Source organism: Catenibacillus scindens (genome assembly GCF_014202115.1).
GTDB lineage: Bacteria > Bacillota > Clostridia > Lachnospirales > Lachnospiraceae > Catenibacillus > Catenibacillus scindens.
On record NZ_JACHFW010000013.1, the window covers coordinates 63,877 to 84,508 of the forward strand.

Genomic DNA, 20,632 nt, shown 5'->3' on the forward strand with positions numbered 1-20,632 from the left:
CCCTTTAACTTTCCTGATTATTCAGCCATTGATTAAGCTGTTCCTGATAATAGTCCAGAATTTTCTGTATTCCGGAACTCTCCAGTTTTTCTTTAAAAGCCTCAAGGTCTGCCGCGTAATCACTGGATGAGCCGCATACAAGGCTCGGCGCATATTCAAGTTTTACATTATAGCAGGCAGCCAGCTCATTAGCGATCGCATCCGTTTCGCAGGAAAAACCAAGGTATTTAGAATAAGACTGATTTTGTATCACTTCCTCGGACAGATCATTAAAATCCCCGCCTTTAATATCATTGGGATAGGCTAACAGAGAGTTTCCATAAAAAAATGTTTCACTTTCATACTGGGGTTCTTCGGTTTTCGTTACTGTACCATCCTCATTGACTGTATAGTCCCGGCCTTCAATTCCCCAGACAAATAAATTCGCCAATGCTTCATTTGTGTACAAAAGATTAATAAACTCTACGGCAGCCTCCGGATTTTTACTTGTAAAAGGAACAGCATAGCCCCACATATTGGCATTGCTCCGCGTCACAGGTTCATTGCATATTTCTACGACTGTCAGGTCAATCCCCTGAATGCTGGATTCAACAGTTTCTTTAATTTTGGGCTGATTAGCGATGTTCAGGGTTGAAAACAAAGAACCTGAAACAAACATATCAATAGCCGTCTGCAATGAATTGGCGCCATCCTGATACATATAACCTTTTTGATAAAAATCGGCAGCTCTGGCAGCGTCCTGCAAAAAATTCTCCGTCAGATAATAGCAGTAAACCTGATTGGTTTCCGGATCAATATTCACAAGGCCATAGGGATCTCCCGCGCTTTCCAGGCCTTCGGCCTGTGAAAAATCATTTTCCGACACATCGATATGTCCGACAACTGTAGTTCCATAGCCTGTCCGTCCCACACAAAACATGGGGACATACTCTGTCTGTTCTTTTACGGCCTTTAATATTTCTTCATAGTCGTCCCATGTGGTAATATTTTCAGCCTGTTCTAAAATTCCAAGATTTTCCAGCACATCCGTCCGCATCTGTATAATAGCTGTTCCCTCTTTGGGATAATAATTGGGAATACCATAAATCCTCCCATCTACAGAAGCCGACTGGAGATATTCACCATCAATATCCAAAATATCCTGGCCATAATCTTCAAGAACATCTGTAATATCCATAAGCTGATTCGCACCATAAAGATTAGAGAAAGTCATCAGGGGCGTCAGCATAATAATATCCATTTCTTCCTGGCTGGACATCTTTAGATTAATCTGCTGATTCCAGGAGCCCAGTTCAATCCACTCCACATCAATATTAACGCCAATGGCCTCCCCGGCAATACGGTTGATCTCAGCCTCTACATCATCCCATCCGGCAGTATTTCCCTGAGACATGAGTACGGCTTTCAGTTCAGTAATATCACCTCCGCCGCCCGCTTCCGATGGGGAATCCGCGGTGTTTCCTCGGGCAGAACCTGTATCCACCGCCCCGCCATTGCTTTGAGCAGAACCCCCTTCCGAATTACCGCATCCGGCAATAACAGATAAAACCATAACCCCTGTAAGAATACCTGCAATACATTTCATTTTCATTGCTTTACCTCCTGCCTGTAAAATTTATATATGTATTATAAATTGTTCAGGCAGGTATTAATTTTTTAATTCGACCTTTTTAAACTATTATTTTTTCATATTTTATGTATTATTTTTTATGTCCGATTGTTTTATGCAATTTTTTTTGCTTTATTTAACCATTTACCTTTTCTATAAGAATCATACGGATTTCATGGGCAATCAGATATTCTGTAAACGTTAATTTGCTCTGGTCACTTTTCATACATTTCTTATACATTGACGGTACACAGCTTTCTTTTAAATACATTTCTTCTTCAGGCGAGAGGGTATCCTCTGACTTAAATCCCCCGCGCTCCATTTCTTCAAGAGCGCTCCCGTTTTCCGGAGACACACTATATTCATGAAAAATATATGTTCCCTCTTCAATCCCCGTCAAAGAAAAATGAAGCTCTATGCCTTCTCTGTTCAAAAACATTTGGGTCAGCGCTGTTTTATCAATTTCAGATTCCTTTTTCATATAATACCGACTGTAAAATGATTTTTCATTGAAACATACGATGACAAATTTCGTTTTTTTATCTGTTGTGACAATATAATGTTCGCCTCTGTCTATGCAAAAAGGCTCAAGTCTGGCAAACATATACATGGCCCAAAATGCAGGCTTGAAAATACCATTGCTGTTGATCAGCCCCCATTTTCCTGAAAATATGCCGTGGACATCTGTAAAACCGATGGTAAGATCACTCAGACAATTATAGGCTATCACATCCGAATCATCTGACAACGCAAGCATATAAGCGAGCATCATTGCCCCTTTTTCACAACTGTCATTGAATAAATTATTCTGGGACAGCCCTAAATTCCAGCCAAGGATTTTTACCGGAAGTTCGCCCCAGCCCGCCTGCCTCAGTGAATCTTTCAGCCTGCTGATCTCACTTTTAAAAAAATGTTCCAATATCTGAGGTTTCAGACGGATTTTTTCCGGAGTGCCTTCACGAAAATAGGGATAAAGATCCACAGAAATAAAATCAGGCCATATAGGTTCTTTAGTCCATTCCGACAAAAGACTGTCAAAGGCAGACGCATTTACCGCCGGCAGCAAACCGCATCCTCCTACTGCCGCACCGGGGAGATGTTCCTTAATACACCGGCTGATCTTTGTAAAATTACTGGCAAAACTTCCGCCCATTCCAAGCGTATTTCTGTGATATTCATCATAAAAGCAGTCAAAAATCCAGCATTCCGCCCGCTGCTGTCCATATCTTTCAATAATATGTTTCAGGAACGATGAAAGTACTCCCAGACATTCTTCCATACTTTCAAACAAAATTACGTTATTATACTCTCTGTCGGCATGTTCTGTATCCTGTACCATCATTTCCGGTTTGTTATCTATACCAACAACAGGAATAATATCATTTTGAACTAAAAAGTCAAAAATATCATCCAACCACTCAAAATTAGTAATCAAAGGAATATGTCCATGACGTATTCGCATAGTGTCAAAGAAAATCCTGTCAATTTTAGCATAGGTAAACCCAAGCATTTTTTTGGCCTCAAGGATCTGATCTTTCATTTTTGAAGACAGAAGCGCATAGGCGTTTCCTATATAAATGACTTTTTTCCACGGATTGCAGAAAGGAGAACATGTTTTTACGTCAAGAAAAATATTTTTACGGGCTTTTTCATCTAACTGTCCTGTAAGATCCGGTCGTCCTTTATAAAACTTTTTAAGCACACGGCTAATCTCCTGGTTTTTTCCGGATGTACCGGGGAGCTCACTATTCCTGTATTCTCGTCTGAAATTCAAAGGTGAGTACCCATAGATCTTTTTAAACATCCTGCAAAAAGCGGAAACATTAGTGAAACCGTGTTCCTCAGCAATACGTGTTACCGGATAATCGGTATACATAAGATCAGAAAAGGCAAAATGAAGACGAATGTTCTGCAAATATTCTCCGAAAGTCATTCCTGTATGTTTCTTAAAGTATCTTGAAAATGATGTAGGAGCTATACACAGAATGTCCGACATTTCTTTAATCGATAATTTTTTAAAATAGTTCATGTGAATATACTGGAGAAGGTTTTCCAGGCGCTGGTCGTCGTCCACATCTTTTCCGGAGATCTGAACAGACAGAAAAAATGTGGTCAGATATGCCGCCAGGCGCAGAACCAGACTATCTTTCATTAACGTCTTCTGTCCCGGATTCACTGCGTATTCACTTAACAAATCACTCATAATTCGTCTCAATTGAACATATTTGCTGTCCTGCTCTACAGCGCTGTTACAATAAAAAAACAGAAATGGCCTGTTAATATAAGCCATAAGAGATTTAGAATCCATATGAACTGTACATACACAGGCCTTTTCCAACGCTATCCATCTGTGGCGGTGATAACTGTTCACAATTACGCAGTCTTCTCTCTGGAGAATAAACTGAGCATCCCCAACAAATAAACGGATTTTTCCATCAACGATATAAATAAATTCTATCTCCTGATGAATATGTTCTTCCAATGCATCCTCAAGCACAAAATCCACATTAAACCATTCTTTTTCCCGGGAGCCCATTGTTTATGCCATCCTCTTTGTCAGAAGCTCATTAACCAGCTTCCCGTCGGCCTTCCCTTTCACTTTCGGCATCAGAGTTTTCATAATACGCCCCTTATCTTTGCCCGTCGGCGCGTCAATGCCCAGTTCTGCCAGAACACTGTCGATAACGCTGTCGATCTCGTCCGCCTCCATCATTTTGGGAACAAACTCTTCATAGACAGAAATTCTCAGCCGGCACTGCTGAATAATATCTTCCCGGTCTGCCGGGGTGGTATCCAGAGTCTCCTGAGTCTGCTTGATCTCCTTGCGGATTACCACATCTGACTCCTCGTCAGTGAGATCCTCCCGCTTATCAATAGTGGCGTTTTTTAACGCGGATAATAACATAGACAGAGCGTTTTTACGCTCCTTGTCCCCACTTTTCATTGCCGCAACCATAGCGGCTCTTACAGTATCAACTTTTGCCATTTTATCTTCATCCTTTCTTTTTAACTATAGGAAAACTGTTGGCCCTCGCCGCCGGCAATGCCGCCCACAACCGTCAAACGGCTGCTTAAATCTCCTTTTTCTCTTTCACGGAAATTTGTGGCACTGTCCGGATCAGTTGACGTATCACGCGCCCGTCAGCATCCGGCAGCGTCACGCCTAAAAGCCGGGCCAGTGTAGGGCCTTCGTCCACAAGACACATTGATAAAATCTCAGCTTTATTGGCAATATCCGGCCCTTTGGCCATAAACACCGTCTGGTATCCCGGCTTTCCAGGCAAATAACCGTGGGTGGCCCGCATAGGCTCGTCGCCGTCCCGGACATTCATATCATCCACCTGGCGGGAAGGGCTGCGAAAACCGTCGAGGAAATAAAATCCATCCCTGGCCTCAAGCATAAAGCTGCAATGAGGATCCGCCCCCAAAGCCGCCGCGTCTTTCCCCTCGATTACCTGCTCAATGCCGCCGTCCCCATCTCCGGCCAGATCCAAAAGCACTTCCCGAACCGCATCTTTAAGATAGCCGAAGCCTTTGCGAATATACACATAGGCGCTGCCGTCACAATTTTTGCAGTACACCTGCCACTGGGAGAGTCGTCCGCCTTTGACGGTAATCCAGCCTTTTTGCAAAAACCAGTAATTGATATAGATTGCCGTAAATGTATCCTTTTGATAGTGATCCCCTAGAACAATAATGTTAGTCTGATCCAGAAGGCGGTTCGTCTCAAGTGTATCCAGAATTTCCCCAAGACGGCGGTCATGACGGCAGATCGCCGATGTAGCTTCCCCGGACAGCGTGCCGTGAAGGTGTCTTTGGGTATCCACATCTGTCAGGTGGACAAGGGTCAGATCCGGTCTTTTTTTTGCCAGAGTATATTTGACACATTCTATAACAAAATCATCCAGTTCCGGCTGAGAACGTCCGTTGCGTATATGTCCGAAATTTTTCTGAAGCACAGCCTGGAAAGCGGCGGAGCCATTATAAAGGGATGTAAATATCTGGTTATTCCATGGCCGGTTAGCAAAAATTTCGGGCACATTCCATGTGATCCTGGACCTCGCGGTCACTGGCCACAAAAAAGCGGCCACAGTCCGCCCCCGACGGAGAATCTCGTCATAAAGGGTGGTTGTTTTTATATATTTTCGCTGCCACATCCAGTCCGGAGACAGCCGCTTAAACTGAATCCGGGTATTATTTATCACTCCGTGCCGTTTGGGATAGCACCCGGTGACAATACTTGTATGTGCCGGATAGGTCAGGCTTGGGTAGACCGAAGATACATTAAAACAGTGGCTTCCCCCTGAAAGGATACGCCTGAAATTGGGAAGCCGGGTAAACACAGGCACATCCTCAGCTCCCAGAGCGTCCAGGGAAATCACAAGCATTTTATTGCTCTTTTTATCCATAAACTTTTCCTTCTTCAATGATTTCACATTGTCCCGGAGAAATACGGACAATGTTGACACTGCAGTTTTTTAAAAATCCACCGCTCCAGAAATCCTTTAGCGGCGTCTTTTTTAATACCCGCATAATGGCCTTGTTCATAGCGCCATGTCCGGCAACAAGTATCCGCTCCCCGTGAGTGTATTTTTTCATCAGATCCTCAAGAAAACTCTGAACCCTGGCGCAAAGCTCCTCCAGGGACTCTCCGCCCTCTGGACGCTGATACCGCTCCGGATGTTCAAAAAAACATCCGTGAAGCGGATCGGTTCCTGGATCATTAATATGGGTGACATCCTCCCCCTCCAGAACACCGAAGCAAAGTTCCCTCAGCCGTTTGTCTCTGTGTACTTCAAGACCTGTATAGGCGCTGGCAAGACAGGCCGTCTCATAAGCCCGCTTTAAGGGGCTTGAATAAACAGCGTCAAAATGAAGCCCCATGTCCTCCCACGCTTTTCCCGTATTCCTAGCCGCCTGACGGCCTTTCTCATTTAATTCAATATCGGTACTTCCCTGTATACGCCGGGCAGCATTCCACGTGGTCTGCCCATGACGTAAAATGTAAAGTTCAATCATCGTTCTTCATCCTCTGTGTATCTTTTATTCACTGCTTCCTGCGGCAGCATCTTTGACCTTTTTCAGATAATCTCCCATTTTCTTTTCGTAGCCCAGCGTTCCCGGCTCATAAAACCGCTCCCCGGCCACAGCGTCGGGAAGATATTGTTGATTGACATAATGATTAATATAGTCATGAGCATATTTATATCCCACGCCATGGCCAAGGCTGGCGGCGCCTTTATAGTGGGCATCCCGTAAATAGGAAGGGACTGGAGCCGTCTCATGGCTCCCTACATAATCCATGGCCCGGTCAATAGCCATAATAGCCGAATTACTTTTAGGCGCACTGGCCACATAGATGGCCGCTTGGGCGAGAATAATCCTGGCCTCAGGCATTCCCAGACGCTCCACCGCAAGGGAGGCGTTTGTTGCCACCATCAATGCCTGAGGATCGGCATTGCCTACGTCCTCCGCAGCGCATATCATGATTCTCCTGGCAATAAACGCCACCGGCTCCCCGGCGTAAAGCATCCGGGCCAGGTAATACACCGCTGCGTCCGGATCTGATCCCCGCATGCTCTTTATAAAAGCGGAGACAGTATCATAATGATTGTCCCCCTCTTTATCATATTTAACCACTCTTCGCTGAATACACTCCGAAGCCACGGACAGATCAATATGGATCTTCCCGTCGCCGCTCCGGTCTGTTGTCAGGACGCCAATCTCCACTGCATTGAGGGCAGCCCTGGCATCTCCGTTGGCCACGTCTGCCAGAAAATCTTCAGCCTCCTCAGTAATAACCGCGTCATAGGCACCCATTCCCCGCTCCCGGTCATAGACCGCCCTGCGGATCAATGTCTTAATATCCTCTTTGGACAGAGGTTCCAGTTCAAATATAATGGAACGGGATAAAAGAGCGCTGTTGACCTCAAAATAGGGATTTTCTGTGGTGGCTCCGATCAGTATGACTGTGCCGTCCTCCACAAAAGGAAGGAGATAGTCCTGCTGGCCTTTATTAAACCGGTGGATCTCGTCAATAAACAGAATCGTCTTTTGCCCGTACATGCCCAGGGCATTTTTCGCCTCCTCCACTACCTGCTCCATATCCTTTTTCCCGGCGCTTGTGGCGTTGATCTGCTTAAACTGAGCGCTTGTAGTGTTGGCAATCACTCTGGCAATGGTCGTCTTGCCGGTCCCCGGCGGTCCGTAAAAAATAACAGACCGTATTTTATCTGCCTTGATAGCCCGGTATAACAGCTTGTCTTTCCCGATAATATGCCGCTGTCCCACAATCTCGTCTAAAGTCTGCGGCCGCAGCCTTGAGGCTAAGGGAGACTCCTTCTCCATAGATGTCTCCCGCATATAATCAAATAAATCCATTTCATCACCTTGCTGTAAAAGATTTCTTTCACCTGGTATATTAAGATGATACCACGGATTTCTCCGCATTTCATGCTCCCGAAATCCTAAAACACCTCAAATCCGCTCCTTTTTCTGGGAAAAATGGCGCCTTTTCGATGTTTTTACGGGTCAAGCAGACATGCTTTTTCATACAAGTATGAAACGCATGTCTATTTGACCCTGGTATCATCATCATATTAACATACTCACCGGCTTTTCTCAATGGGAAGCAACTTTCATTTGACACTCATATAGAAATTTATTATGATAGTCATAGAAAAAGTAGTCCACGGGGAGGATAAAATTATGTCAGAGATAAAAACCATCGGCGTACTCACCAGCGGCGGTGACGCGCCTGGCATGAACGCGGCTATCCGCGCTATTGTCCGCACAGCCATTAACAGTGGCATGAAAGTCAAGGGCATTCAGAGAGGCTATGCCGGACTTCTTGAAAACGAAATTATTGATATGGATACAAAAAGCGTTTCTGAGATCATGCGCCGGGGCGGCACCATCCTTTTTACTGCCCGCTGCAAAGAGTTCGAGACACCGGAAGGCCAGGCTAAAGGCGCGCAGATTCTTCGGGACAACGGCATTGAAGGCCTGATTGTCATCGGCGGCGACGGTTCCTTTAAAGGGGCTCAAAAACTTGCCGGTCTTGGAATTAATACTATCGGCATTCCCGGTACCATCGACCTGGACATTGCCTGCACGGACTACACCATCGGTTTTGATACTGCCGTCAATACAGCCGTAGCTGCCATTGATAAGATCAAAGATACGTCCATGTCCCATGAGCGGTGCAGTATTGTAGAAGTCATGGGCAGAAATGCCGGATACATCGCTCTGTGGTGCGAAATTGCCAACGGTGCCGACGGTATCCTTATCCCTGAAAAAGGTGATTTCAATGAGCAGGATCTCATCGACACCATCCTTTCTAACCGCCAGAAGGGAAAGACTCATCACATTGTTATTAACGCGGAGGGCATCGGCCATTCCAACCGTCTGGCTAAACGGATTGAAGTGGCTACCGGTATTGAAACCCGCGCAACCATTCTGGGACACATCCAACGGGGCGGCGTTCCTACAGCCAAGGATCGCGTTTATGCCTCCACCATGGGCGCCTACGCCGTGGACCTGCTGAAGCAGGGGGCTACCAACCGTGTCATCGCCTATAAAAACGGAAACTTCATTGATTTTGACATTGACGAGGCTTTGTCCATGACAAAAGGTATTGATGAATACCAGTTCCTCATCAGCCGTCTCATGGTTATGTATTAAGACAAATATATTTATTCCCGCGGGCAGTGAGCCAAGCGGACGCGCTTGCGCGTCCATTTGTCGGTGCTAACTATTTCCATGCCCCGTCAGCTTGCTGCGGGATATTGATATTTGACTTTAAAAGGCAGTCTGTCCCCCAATTTTTGCTGGACAGGCTGCCTTTTTTGGCAAATTATCCGGCTTTTACAGCCGTTTCTCCCGTGACGCTCTCTGTAGTTACTTTTAATTTCGCTTTCCATTTTCCCGTCCGGTATCTCAGGTACCCGATGAGAGCCGAGCCGGTCCATCCCACAGGAGTGGCCCACCATATGCCATGATACCCAAACAGTGCCGAAAATGCAAAAGCAAGGACACTTCGAGCCACGATCTCCGAAATACTCATCCACACCGTAGGCGTCACATCCCCGGCGCTGCGCAAGAAATTCTGGAAAATAAAAACCAGGCCAAGCATGGGAGCAAACACAGCGGTGACCCTGACACACTCCGAACTTATGGCAATAACCGCCGGATCCGATGAGAATAGTCGGGACAAAAATCCGGAAAAAATAAACATGAGCGCCCCTACAGTAATGGTATAGGCAAAAGATATAATTAATCCGGCATGGAGACCTTTTTTAACCCTGTCAAAATTTTTCGCTCCAATATTCTGCCCACAGAATGTTCCCACGGAAGATCCAATAGAAAAACTTAGACACATACCAAGCTGTTCCGCCCGGTTACCACTTGTATATGCCGCGATCACCGTAGATCCGTAGGCGTTAATGGCTCTCTGCATAAACATTACGGAGATAGACACGCCTGATGAAGACAATGCTGCCGGAACACCAATTCTTACGATTTCCCTGACCACATCCCAATCCGGACGAAATTCCTTCTTTCCAAACCGCAGCATAGGGAGGCGGATAAATACATAGATCACACACAGTACCGCGGAAACAAGCTGGGAGAGAACGGTTGCCAGAGCCACCCCAGGCACGCCCATGTGGAAGGTCAAAACAAACAGAAGATCCAGGCCCACATTCATTAGGCTGGCCATGATGAGGATCAACAGGGGCAGCACCGCGTCCCCCAGTGCCCGGAGAACGGAGGACATTCCGTTATACATACAGTTTGCCAGAGTCCCTAAGAACATTATTGTCAAGTAGGCCACAGCGTCATCCATGATATCTTCCGGAGTTCCAAGAAGCAGAAGCAGAGGGCGGGCCAGCCAAACTCCAACTACAGACACCGCCAGTCCCACGCTCATATTGACAATAATGGCCGATATAAACGTCTTTTTGACCATGACATGATTTTTGGCGCCAAAATACTGGGCTACCACCACAGACATACCGCTGGTCAGCCCCACAATAAGGGCCAATATCAGATTAAAAGCTCCGGAACAGGCCCCTACGGCGGCCAGTGCCTGGGGGCCCACAAAATTTCCAACCACAATGGAATCCACCATATTGTAAACCTGCTGAAACACATTTCCCACAAACATGGGAACGGCAAACATTGTGATGATCTTCATGGGACTCCCCGAAGTCATATCACGAACCATATTATCTCCCCCATTTCCTTTTTAAGCTGTCTTCCTGGCCTCCTCTTTTTTCAACTGGACAAAGAAATTTCTCAGCAGCGGAATACAGATAACCAGTGTGATCACATCGGCAAGAGGCTGTGCCAACTGTACACCGAGCAGTCCGCAAATCTGCGGCAGGATCACTACCAGCGGCAGGAAGCATATACCCTGGCGGCAGGAAGCCACCAATGTCGCCAGCGCCGCTTTTCCCGTACACTGGAAAAGCATATTACATATAGTGCCGGTGGGCGCCAGCATTAAGGCGAGAGACTGACACCGGCAAGCCAGGGAGCCGATAGCGATAACCTCTGCGTCATCTTTCCGGAAAATGGCCATAAGCTGAGGCGCGAAAACAAACCCGATAATTCCGAGAACGACAACAACAATTGTTCCCCACACCAGGGAAAACTTAACCGCCTGACGTACACGGTCGAATTTCCGGGCACCGTAATTATAGCCAGCCACCGGCTGGAAACCTTGTCCAAAGCCGATGAGAACTGAGATCATGAGCATAAAGATCCTGCTGACTACAGACATAGCCGCCACCGCCGCATCTCCGTAGACCGCAGCGTTTAAATTCAGGGCCACGGTAGAGATACTTGCCAGTCCCTGGCGGCACAAAGAAGGCAGTCCTGTCTTGAGAATACTTATGTAAACTTTAGCTTGTCTGGACACATTGCGGATATTGAGAGAAATCAGGCTTTTCCCTCTCAGGAAAAAGCTGAGCAAAATAATAAAACTTATACACTGGCTTAATACCGTGGCGATAGCTGCCCCGGCAATACCCAGATTGAAGACAAAAATAAACAACGGGTCAAGAAAAATATTCAACACGCCGCCAGTGGCGATACCCACCATAGCCAGTGTCGCTTTTCCCTCTCCCCTTAAAAGATTGTTGAGTACAAAAGACGCACACATAATAGACGCTCCCAGAAGAATATATCTGGCATAATCTCTGGCATAGGGCAGGATCGTAGGCGTAGCGCCCAGAATGCGCATCAGCGGATCAATAAAGATCAAGCCAAACACTGTGAGCAGCAGTCCGAAGGCGATGGAGATGTAAAAACCGGTGGCGCCGATCTCGCTGGCCTCCTTCTGGTTCTTCTGTCCCAGCAGCCTTGACAACTGACTTCCGGATCCCATGCCGATCATAAATCCCACGGCCTGTATAATGGCCATCAGTGAATATACAATTCCGACCGCCCCTGTGGCGCTGGTTCCAAGCTTAGACACAAAAAAAGTGTCCGCCATATTATAGACGGATGTGACCAGCATACTGATAATTGTCGGCACCGCCATCGTAGTTATCAGCCGCGGTATAGGCGTCTCCGTCATTTTTTTGTACTGGACTTCTTCCTGTCCTGTCATAGTAAACTCCCCCTTAACTGTTGTATCTACAACTATTAACTAATAAATAAAGTATACGGCCCTACTATGATACATGTCAACAATCTTTCTCTCTAAGGTGTCTGATTTTCAAAAAAAGAAACTGCCCCGGCCGTTTTTTTAAAAAACGGTCAGGGCAAGAAGATGCGCCGTCCTGAACAGTTACATTTAAACTTATAGTTTTTTCTTATTGACATCCATGTAATTTTTCAGAAAATCAAAGAGGGCATCCATCTGATCATCGGTACCGATGGTAATACGCATATACTCATCAATCCTGGGCTGGTTAAAATACCGCACAAAAATATTCGCACTGCGAAGAGCCTCAAAAAGTTCCCTGGCGTGATATTTTGGATGTCTGGCGAAAATGAAGTTGGCCATAGAGTCCGGAAACTCAAATCCCAGCTCGGACAGCCGCTCTTTTGCCCGCTGCCGGGTAGCGATGATTTTCTGGGTGCAGGAGGAAAAATAAGTCTCATCCTTCACCGCCTCCACCCCCATGATCAGCGACGGCATATTCATGGTATACGAATTAATGGAGTACTTTACATCATTCATAGCCTTGATCAGTTCCGGACAACCCATGGCATAGCCAATACGGATCCCGGCCATAGAGCGGGATTTGGAAAAGGTCTGCACAACCAGCAGATTATCGTACTTTTTGATCAGCTCAAGAGCGGACTTCCCGCCAAAATCTATGTATGCCTCATCCACAATGACAACCACATCCCGATTGTGGTCCAAAATATCTTCGATCTTATCTAAAGATTCATAGCAGGCTGTGGGCGCGTTGGGATTTGGAAATACAATGCCGCCGTTTTCTCTGTAATAATCTTCCGGATTTATACGGAAATTTTCGTCCAGAGGGCATGTCTCATAGGGAATCCTGTAAACCTGAGCCCACACCGGATAAAAAGAATACGTAATATCCGGAAATAGTACCGGTTTTTCCGAATTAAAAAAAGTAAGAAATGCCACAGACAGTACATCGTCAGATCCGACCCCCACAAACACCTGATCCGCTCCTACATCGTAGTAATGGGCCAGGGCATCCACTAAAACCTTTGCGGTGGGGTCCGGATACAGGCGCAGGCGCTTTGCGTCCATGGCGTCTTTCGCTGCGGTCACTCCCGGAGCGGGGGGATAAGGATTTTCATTTGTATTTAATTTGATCACATTAGCGGCCGAAGGCTGCTCTCCCGGCGTATAGGGGATCACCCGGCGCACATTTTTTTCCCATAACTTCATAGCCATCCTCCTCATCCAAAATATTCCTGAGCCAGCGCTTTAAAAGCCGGAATAGAACGCTGGATCATATCATAGGAAACGCAGTAGGCCAGCCGCACATATCCCGGACATCCGAAAGATTTGGCGGAAACAATAATAAGATTGTGCTTTTTAGCGGCCTCCACAAATTCATTTTCATCGGCCACAGGAGATTTTACAAAAAGATAAAAAGCTCCCTGGGGCTTCACACACTGAAAGCCCATTTCCGTCAGGCTGTTATATAGCAGAATGCGGTTTCTGTCATAAGTCTCTACATCCACCTCCGCGTCAATACACTCCCCAATAACAAGCTGGAACAGGGACGGCGCATTTACATACCCAAGGCAGCGGTTAGCCACCACAATGGCCGGCTGTACTTCATCATAGGCGTCAATCTGTCCCGGAATGGCCAGATAACCGATGCGCTCACCGGGCAGTGACAGGGATTTACTGAAAGAATAGCATACAATACAGTTTTTAACATGCTTTGTCATAAAGGGTACGGTAAGTCCATCGTAAACCAGTTCACGATAAGGTTCATCGGAGATGACATAAACAGGATGGCCGATGCGCTCCTGGGCCTTTTCAATGATGGCCTGGAGCCGGTCCAGAGTCTGGGCCGAATACACAGCCCCTGAAGGATTGTTAGGGTTATTAATGATCAGCGCTTTTGTCTTTTCCGTAATATAGCCGTCAAGGACGTCCAGATTTAACTGAAAAGTCTCCGTGTCCGCCGGGATCATCACAAGCGTCCCGGCAAAGTTGGACACATAGCTGCGGTACTCGCCAAAAAACGGAGCAAAGCAGATGACCTCGTCTCCGGGATCAAGGAGGGCTCGGAGGATACAGTTTAATCCGCCGGCAGCACCCACTGTCATTATTATGTTATCCCGGACAAAATCTGTGGCAAAGCGCCGGTTTAAGGAGGCGGCCACAGCATCCCGCACTTCCTCATAGCCGGAGTTATTCATATATCCGTGGACAAAATTGGGATCCCTGCTCTCAAGAATGTGATAAACCGCTTTTTTCACCGCTTCCGGCGGAGCTACGCTCGGATTTCCTAGACTGTAATCGTAGACATTTTCCTTGCCAACCACAGCAGCCAGCTCAACCCCCTCCTCAAAAAGCCGGCGTATAACAGAACTGTTTGCCACAAGGTTTTCCATATTTTTTGATATTACCATGACCCATGACCTCTCTTTCTCTTCGCCTGTGTATGAACATTACTCTTCATCCATATTGCTCAGTCTTGCCGCCTGGTCAGCCGCGATCAGGCTATCAATAATCTCATCAAGATCACCGTTTAAGATCTCACCCAGACGGTGACTTGTCAGCTTGATCCGGTGATCTGTACAGCGTCCCTGGGGGAAATTGTAGGTTCGGATTTTTTCCGAGCGGTCTCCCGTCCCCACCTGATTTTTCCGCAGGGAGGCTTCCTCTTTGCGCTTTTTCTCCATCTCCATATCATACAGTCTGGAGCGCAGCACCTTTAAACCTTTTTCCTTATTTTTAAGCTGGGACTTTTCATCCTGGCAGGACACCACGATCCCTGTGGGAATATGGGTAATACGCACTGCGGAATCCGTTGTATTGACACACTGTCCCCCATTTCCCGACGCCCTAAAAACATCAATGCGCACATCGTTCATATCCAGTTCCACATCTACATCCTCCGCTTCCGGCATAATGGCCACGGTAACTGTGGAGGTGTGGATACGGCCGCCGGACTCAGTTTCCGGCACCCGCTGAACCCGGTGTACGCCGCTCTCAAACTTCAGGCGGGAGTAGGCGCCGCTGCCGCTGATCATAAAGACCACTTCTTTAAATCCGCCAAGGCCGCTCTCATTGACGCTCATCAGTTCCACCTTCCAGCGGCGGGATTCCGCGTATTTGGAGTACATGCGGAACAGCTCCGCGGCAAAGAGGGCCGCCTCATCGCCTCCGGCGCCTGCGCGGATCTCCACAATAACGTTTTTATCATCCATGGGATCTCTGGGCAGTAAAAGTATCTTCAGCTCATTTTCAATATCACCGATACGGCTTTTACATTCAGACAGCTCCTCTTTGAGCATCTCCCGCATCTCCTCGTCATGCTCCTCCTCAAGCATGGCGACGCTGTCCTCCATATCCTGCTTTGTTTTCTTATATTCTGTATATTTTTCCGCAATAGGATGGAGATCCGCCTGCTCCTTCATCAGCCGCCTAAACCTTGACTGGTCGTTGACCACATCCGGATCGTTAAGTTCCTCCATCACCTGCTGATAGCGGATCAGAATATCATCCAGTTTATCAAACATATCTTTCCTCCATTTCTACAATGACCCATAAACAACCCGGTCCAATCCGGCCAAGTCTTTTTTCACATGGATCTGGTCAAAACCTGCCAACTCAAGAAGTTTTGACACAGCATCGGCCTGGTCCCAGCCGATCTCAAAAAAAAGCATTCCTCCGGGTTTTAGATATTCCGGCGCCTTGACGGTAATCTTGCGGTAAAATTCCAGCCCGTCCCTGCTCCCATCTAAAGCCATTAAAGGTTCATGGCAGCGCACTTCCGCCATAAGCTTAAAAATCTGCCCGGAAGGAATATAGGGGGGATTGGACACGATCACATCATACCTTCCGCGGACATTTTCAAACAGATCGCTATGTATCCACCGGATCTTAGGGCTTTTAGTCCCGGAAATTCCAATATTTCCCATTTTTCTCAGCCGAACCTCATTTTCCCCTGCCACCGCCAAGGCTCTCTCTGAGAGATCCGCTCCGTCGCAGCAGTCGCAGGACGCCATGGCCGCGATACTGAGCAAAATACATCCGGAGCCGGTACACATATCCAGCACTGAGCCATCCCGTGGTATGTGGTCAAGAACGGTCTCGACGAGAACTTCTGTGTCTTGTCTGGGAATCAGAACATCTCTGTTGACCTTAAAAGAAAATCCCATAAAATTCTGTTCGCCGGTAATGTGCTGCAAGGGAATATTTTCTCCGCGCAGTTTTATACATTCCCTGTATCTGGCCGCCAGATCAGGATCCGCAGGAGTCTCCGGATCCAACAGATAATCCAGGCGGCTGATATTAAATACCCAGGCCATTAGCAGCCACGCGTCATTGGCCGCCTCGACAATTCCCACAGATTCCAATTCCTTCGTTCCCACGTTAATTAATTGTCTTAATGTGATCTGTTCCATCTTATGCTTGCGCTCCCGCCTGTCCGTCAGAATCTGCTCCATCCCCGGCAAGTTCCTCCCGCTGGAAAGCCCGCCAATCGTAAATAGCCTCGATTGAAGCGATGGCTGCCTCGATCATGGATAGATCCGGTTCCCTTGTGGTCAGTTTCTGCAAAGCCATCCCCGGACGGCTGATCACTGAGGCAAAACGGCACTCGCTGCGGCCGGCCCACTGGATCACCTCATAGGCAACCCCAGCGATAACAGGGACAAGCAAAATTCTGAAAATAACTTTCAGGATCATATGTTCCACAGGGAAAATCTGGAAAAATAAAATAAAAAATACAATACTTAAAAAGATCACGATAAATAGAAAACTGGTGCCGCAGCGCCGGTGAAAACGCGAATATTTCATGGCGTTTTCCGGGGTAAGCTGGGCTCCGTGTTCAATACAGTTGATGGATTTATGTTCCGCCCCGTGATACATAAAGACCCGCTGAATATCTTTCATACGGGAGATTAATAGAATGTAGGCCATAAATAAGATAACACGGACAAGCCCCTCGATGATTCCGAGAAGCCACGAAGATTCTGTTACCCGGCCAAAAAGTCCGGAGATAAAAAAGGGAAGGATCATAAACAAACCAACGGCAATAACCACCGATAAGGCCACAGTGACGCCCATCAGCACTTTCTCCCCTGTACTCTCCCCTTTCTTTTGGGAGTCCTTATCCGGACTTTCTTCATCGTCATAAAAGCTGGCGGAAAATGTCAGTGTGGATATTCCCAGAACAAGGGAATCAATAAATGCAAAAACACCCCTCAAAATAGGTATGTGGGTCAGATGCAGCCGGGAGACAAGACTCTCATATCTGTCCTTTTTTACTTCCAGAGTTCCGTCAGGTTTGCGCACGGTCACGGCATAGTCATTGCCGTAGCGCATCATAACCCCCTCGATCACCGCCTGTCCGCCAATTTTAGCATACTTCATCATGCTCCTCCTTAAACATCCCTGAATGCAAAAATAGGTTGAGATTTATCAAATCCCAACCTTCATTTTCGCTATTACTGTGTAATACCATATTTACGATTGAACTTATCAATACGTCCGCGGGCTGCTGCAGCCTTCTGCTGGCCAGTGTAGAACGGATGGCACTTGGAACAAACTTCTACATGAATCTCCGGTTTTGTGGAACCAGTTACAAATTCATTGCCGCAGTTGCAGGTCACCTTTGCCTGATAGTATTTTGGATGGATTCCTTCTCTCATCTTTTTCACCTCACTACGAAATTCTCATATTGAAAAAATTGAACTTGTCAATCTGTTTTCTCTGAACAGCTTCCCTATTATAGCATAATCAAGATGAGATTTCAATATGTTTTTTACTTTTTCTTTACTGTATGTGTAACAGTAACTAACAGTTCAGCCTGGGCCACTCGCAAAGCCGCGCAGACGCGCTGACCTGCGGCTTACGCCGCTCCTTTGCTCATGATCCGGCGCCGGGCTCATCAGGAATGGGGCGGACAGATCCTTATGCAAGCATAAATCATCCCGCCCATCCCTGATGGCTGAACTGTTACTGTACAAATTTTGTTCGTTTCAGGGCGGCGATAAAATCCTTATTAGAACGGGTACGCATAAACATCTCCAGAATCCGTTCCAGAGCCTCGTCAGATTTCATACCGCTGAGCGCTTTGCGCATCATATAGACGGACTCAAGCTCATCCTTGCTTAACAACAGTTCTTCCCGCCGTGTCCCCGACCGGGCAATATCAATCGCCGGGAAAATACGTTTTTCAGAAAGTCTCCGGTCTAAAACAAGTTCCATATTGCCAGTACCTTTAAATTCCTCATAAACCACATCGTCCATTTTACTTCCCGTCTCCACGAGGGCCGTCGCCAATACTGTAAGACTGCCTCCCTCACGCATATTCCGGGCAGCGCCAAAGAAACGCTTAGGCATATGTAACGCCGCTGGGTCCAGACCGCCGGAAAGTGTACGGCCGCTGGGGGGAACTGTCAGATTGTAGGCTCTTGCCAGACGGGTAATACTGTCCAGGAGAATAACCACGTCCTTCTTATGCTCCACAAGGCGTTTAGCCCGCTCCAGCACCATCTCGGAAACCCGTTTATGGTGTTCCGGCAGCTCATCAAATGTGGAATAGATGACTTCCACGTTGTCCCCTTCAATATATTCCTTAATATCCGTTACTTCCTCCGGTCGCTCGTCGATGAGGAGGATAATCATATTCATCTCCGGATAATTGGCATGGACAGATTTGGCCACCTGCTTTAACAGCGTTGTCTTTCCTGTCTTGGGGGGTGCCACAATCATACCTCTCTGACCCTTGCCAATAGGGGATACCAAATCCACAATGCGCATGGGAACACTGGCCCGCTCAGTTTCCAGACGTATCCTGGAATTGGGGAAAATCGGCGTCATATCCTCAAAATTCATCCTACGGCTGGCCTCTGCCGGATGGAATCCATTAACCGCGCGGACAAAAAGCAGAGCGCTGAACTTCTCTGTAGGCAGTTTGATCTTTATATTACCCTCGATTATATCCCCGGTCTTTAAATTAAAACGGCGGATCTGGGCCGGAGAAACATAAATATCGTTGTCACCGGGAAGATAATTCTCACAGCGGATAAAGCCAAAGCCATCAGGCATAACTTCCAGGATACCATGGGCCATATTGCCGCTGTCCAGTTCCTCAAGAGCAGGCTCCATATGGCAGTCATCCACACGATGGTTTCCATACTCTGCGCGGCCTGCTATCTCACCGCGGCTGTAAGTCTCCCCGCGGCTGTAAGTCTCCCCGCGGCCTGCCGCCTCGCCGCGGCTGTACGTCTCTGCACGGCCCGATGCCTCACCGCGGCCGTATGTCTCTGCACGGCCCGGTGCCTCGCTGCGGCCGTACGTCTCTGCACGGCCCGGTGCCTCACCGCGGCCGTATGTCTCTGCACGGCCCGGTGCCTCGCTGCGGCCGTACGTCTCTGCACGGCCCGGTGTCTCACTGCGGCTGTCACCTTCGGCAGTGTCATAGCGATGGGCAGAACGCGGGCTGTAAGTTACCGTACCTCTCAGATTTCGTCCGGAAATGCGCCCGCTGGCATTCCTCACCGCCCGAACCCTGGCCGCACCGCCCTCTGTGCTATGTCCGGATAATGAAGTATGTCCGGCAGGTACGGAAACAGAGGAAGATGTATTAGAGCTACCTGTGTGAACTTGAGTATGGCTCTGGGTCTCTTCCTTTACCTCCTGCTCTTTCTTCTCACCAGCGGCATCCTCCGGATGCGCCGCGCCTTCCTTCTGCTTTTCCTCCAGATCGCTTAAAATCTGAGCGAGCTGGGCTTTCCTCATCGACGATGTATTTTTGATACCCAATGTCTTAGCTATAGCTTTCAACTCAGCCAGCGACAGAGTATTATATTTTTCAATCATATAAACCTCCGTTCTTAAATTTAACTTTGCATACTGATTTAATCTTTATACAGAAACATCCAATTATGAACATCTATACAGAAAAGCACTTGAAATTCTTCTTCACTTGAAATTTTTTCAATATCAGTTTGGAATTTTTAGGGAAACCTTTGAACATAGAATAATCTGCAACTGTCCGGCATGGCCGAATAGCTACAATAAATTTACTGGATAATCTTTTTTTATTATACACATTTCCACCAAAAAAGGAAAGCACTTTTTGCACCCAATTTTCGACATTTCCTTGTACAAAATGTATATATCCGCTATAATTTTGTAAATTTGAAAGTTATTTTCTTTTTACCGTCATCCACATTCAAATCAATTTCTCCAATGAAAACCAAAAAAACATCACGCTCGCAATCACACAAAAGACAGTGTTTTTGACACTCGCGGCGTTTTTCTCCGGAACATGATGAATATACAGTGGTCAAAAAATTATATTTTTTTAATTCTTTCTCACTTTAGTATATTGA

General features: G+C 47.0%; 16 protein-coding genes. 1 reads left to right on the forward strand and 15 read right to left on the reverse strand.

What is annotated here, in order from left to right:
- Window positions 1-4: 4 nt before the first annotated feature.
- The 6 genes from HNP82_RS13855 to HNP82_RS13880 all read right to left on the reverse strand — a co-directional run bounded on the left by HNP82_RS13855 (window position 5) and on the right by HNP82_RS13880 (window position 7,990).
- Window positions 5-1,591, reverse strand: coding sequence for an extracellular solute-binding protein (locus HNP82_RS13855; RefSeq protein ID WP_183775674.1), 1,587 nt, complete (start codon window positions 1,589-1,591; stop codon window positions 5-7).
- A gap of 154 nt (window positions 1,592-1,745) precedes the next feature.
- Entirely contained in the window at window positions 1,746-4,145 is a 2,400-nt protein-coding gene (locus HNP82_RS13860) for a GH39 family glycosyl hydrolase (protein WP_183775675.1), read from the reverse strand.
- Window positions 4,146-4,148: 3 nt separating this feature from the next.
- Window positions 4,149-4,595, reverse strand: coding sequence for a GatB/YqeY domain-containing protein (locus HNP82_RS13865; RefSeq protein WP_183775676.1), 447 nt, complete (start codon window positions 4,593-4,595; stop codon window positions 4,149-4,151).
- Window positions 4,596-4,680: 85 nt separating this feature from the next.
- Window positions 4,681-6,018 (reverse strand): alkaline phosphatase family protein, encoded by a 1,338-nt coding sequence (locus HNP82_RS13870; protein ID WP_183775677.1) that lies wholly within the window; start codon window positions 6,016-6,018, stop codon window positions 4,681-4,683.
- Window positions 6,011-6,628 (reverse strand): histidine phosphatase family protein, encoded by a 618-nt coding sequence (locus HNP82_RS13875; RefSeq protein ID WP_183775678.1) that lies wholly within the window; start codon window positions 6,626-6,628, stop codon window positions 6,011-6,013. Before HNP82_RS13875 ends, HNP82_RS13870 begins: the two co-directional genes overlap by 8 nt.
- Before the next feature lie 24 nt (window positions 6,629-6,652).
- Window positions 6,653-7,990 carry a replication-associated recombination protein A gene (locus tag HNP82_RS13880; protein WP_183775680.1) on the reverse strand — a complete coding sequence of 446 codons (1,338 nt, stop codon included), beginning with the start codon at window positions 7,988-7,990 and terminating at the stop codon, window positions 6,653-6,655.
- Window positions 7,991-8,317: 327 nt separating this feature from the next.
- Between HNP82_RS13880 and pfkA the strand changes: the two genes are divergently transcribed.
- Window positions 8,318-9,292, forward strand: coding sequence for a 6-phosphofructokinase (gene pfkA / locus HNP82_RS13885; protein ID WP_207720629.1), 975 nt, complete (start codon window positions 8,318-8,320; stop codon window positions 9,290-9,292).
- A gap of 172 nt (window positions 9,293-9,464) precedes the next feature.
- On the opposite strand, the gene HNP82_RS13890 is transcribed toward pfkA, so the two are convergent.
- The 9 genes from HNP82_RS13890 to rho all read right to left on the reverse strand — a co-directional run bounded on the left by HNP82_RS13890 (window position 9,465) and on the right by rho (window position 20,117).
- Window positions 9,465-10,835 carry an MATE family efflux transporter gene (locus HNP82_RS13890; RefSeq protein ID WP_183775681.1) on the reverse strand — a complete coding sequence of 457 codons (1,371 nt, stop codon included), beginning with the start codon at window positions 10,833-10,835 and terminating at the stop codon, window positions 9,465-9,467.
- Between the two features lie 21 nt (window positions 10,836-10,856).
- Complete coding sequence (locus tag HNP82_RS13895; protein WP_183775682.1) at window positions 10,857-12,224, reverse strand: MATE family efflux transporter; 1,368 nt, start codon at window positions 12,222-12,224, stop codon at window positions 10,857-10,859.
- A 192-nt stretch (window positions 12,225-12,416) separates the two neighbouring features.
- Window positions 12,417-13,490, reverse strand: a complete 1,074-nt coding sequence (hisC, locus tag HNP82_RS13900; protein WP_183775683.1) for a histidinol-phosphate transaminase — start codon at window positions 13,488-13,490, stop codon at window positions 12,417-12,419.
- Between the two features lie 11 nt (window positions 13,491-13,501).
- Window positions 13,502-14,692 (reverse strand): pyridoxal phosphate-dependent aminotransferase, encoded by a 1,191-nt coding sequence (locus HNP82_RS13905; RefSeq protein ID WP_183775684.1) that lies wholly within the window; start codon window positions 14,690-14,692, stop codon window positions 13,502-13,504.
- A 39-nt stretch (window positions 14,693-14,731) separates the two neighbouring features.
- On the reverse strand, window positions 14,732-15,805 hold the full coding sequence (prfA, locus tag HNP82_RS13910) for a peptide chain release factor 1 (RefSeq protein WP_183775685.1): 1,074 nt from the start codon (window positions 15,803-15,805) through the stop codon (window positions 14,732-14,734).
- A gap of 15 nt (window positions 15,806-15,820) precedes the next feature.
- A complete protein-coding gene (gene prmC, locus HNP82_RS13915) occupies window positions 15,821-16,684 on the reverse strand; it encodes a peptide chain release factor N(5)-glutamine methyltransferase (RefSeq protein ID WP_183775722.1) in 864 nt (287 codons plus the stop codon).
- 10 nt (window positions 16,685-16,694) lie between these two features.
- Window positions 16,695-17,663, reverse strand: coding sequence for a DUF1385 domain-containing protein (locus HNP82_RS13920; RefSeq protein ID WP_183775686.1), 969 nt, complete (start codon window positions 17,661-17,663; stop codon window positions 16,695-16,697).
- Between the two features lie 74 nt (window positions 17,664-17,737).
- Window positions 17,738-17,941 carry a 50S ribosomal protein L31 gene (rpmE, locus tag HNP82_RS13925; RefSeq protein ID WP_183775687.1) on the reverse strand — a complete coding sequence of 68 codons (204 nt, stop codon included), beginning with the start codon at window positions 17,939-17,941 and terminating at the stop codon, window positions 17,738-17,740.
- Window positions 17,942-18,248: 307 nt separating this feature from the next.
- A complete protein-coding gene (gene rho / locus HNP82_RS13930; protein ID WP_183775689.1) occupies window positions 18,249-20,117 on the reverse strand; it encodes a transcription termination factor Rho in 1,869 nt (622 codons plus the stop codon).
- Between the last annotated feature and the right edge of the window lie 515 nt (window positions 20,118-20,632).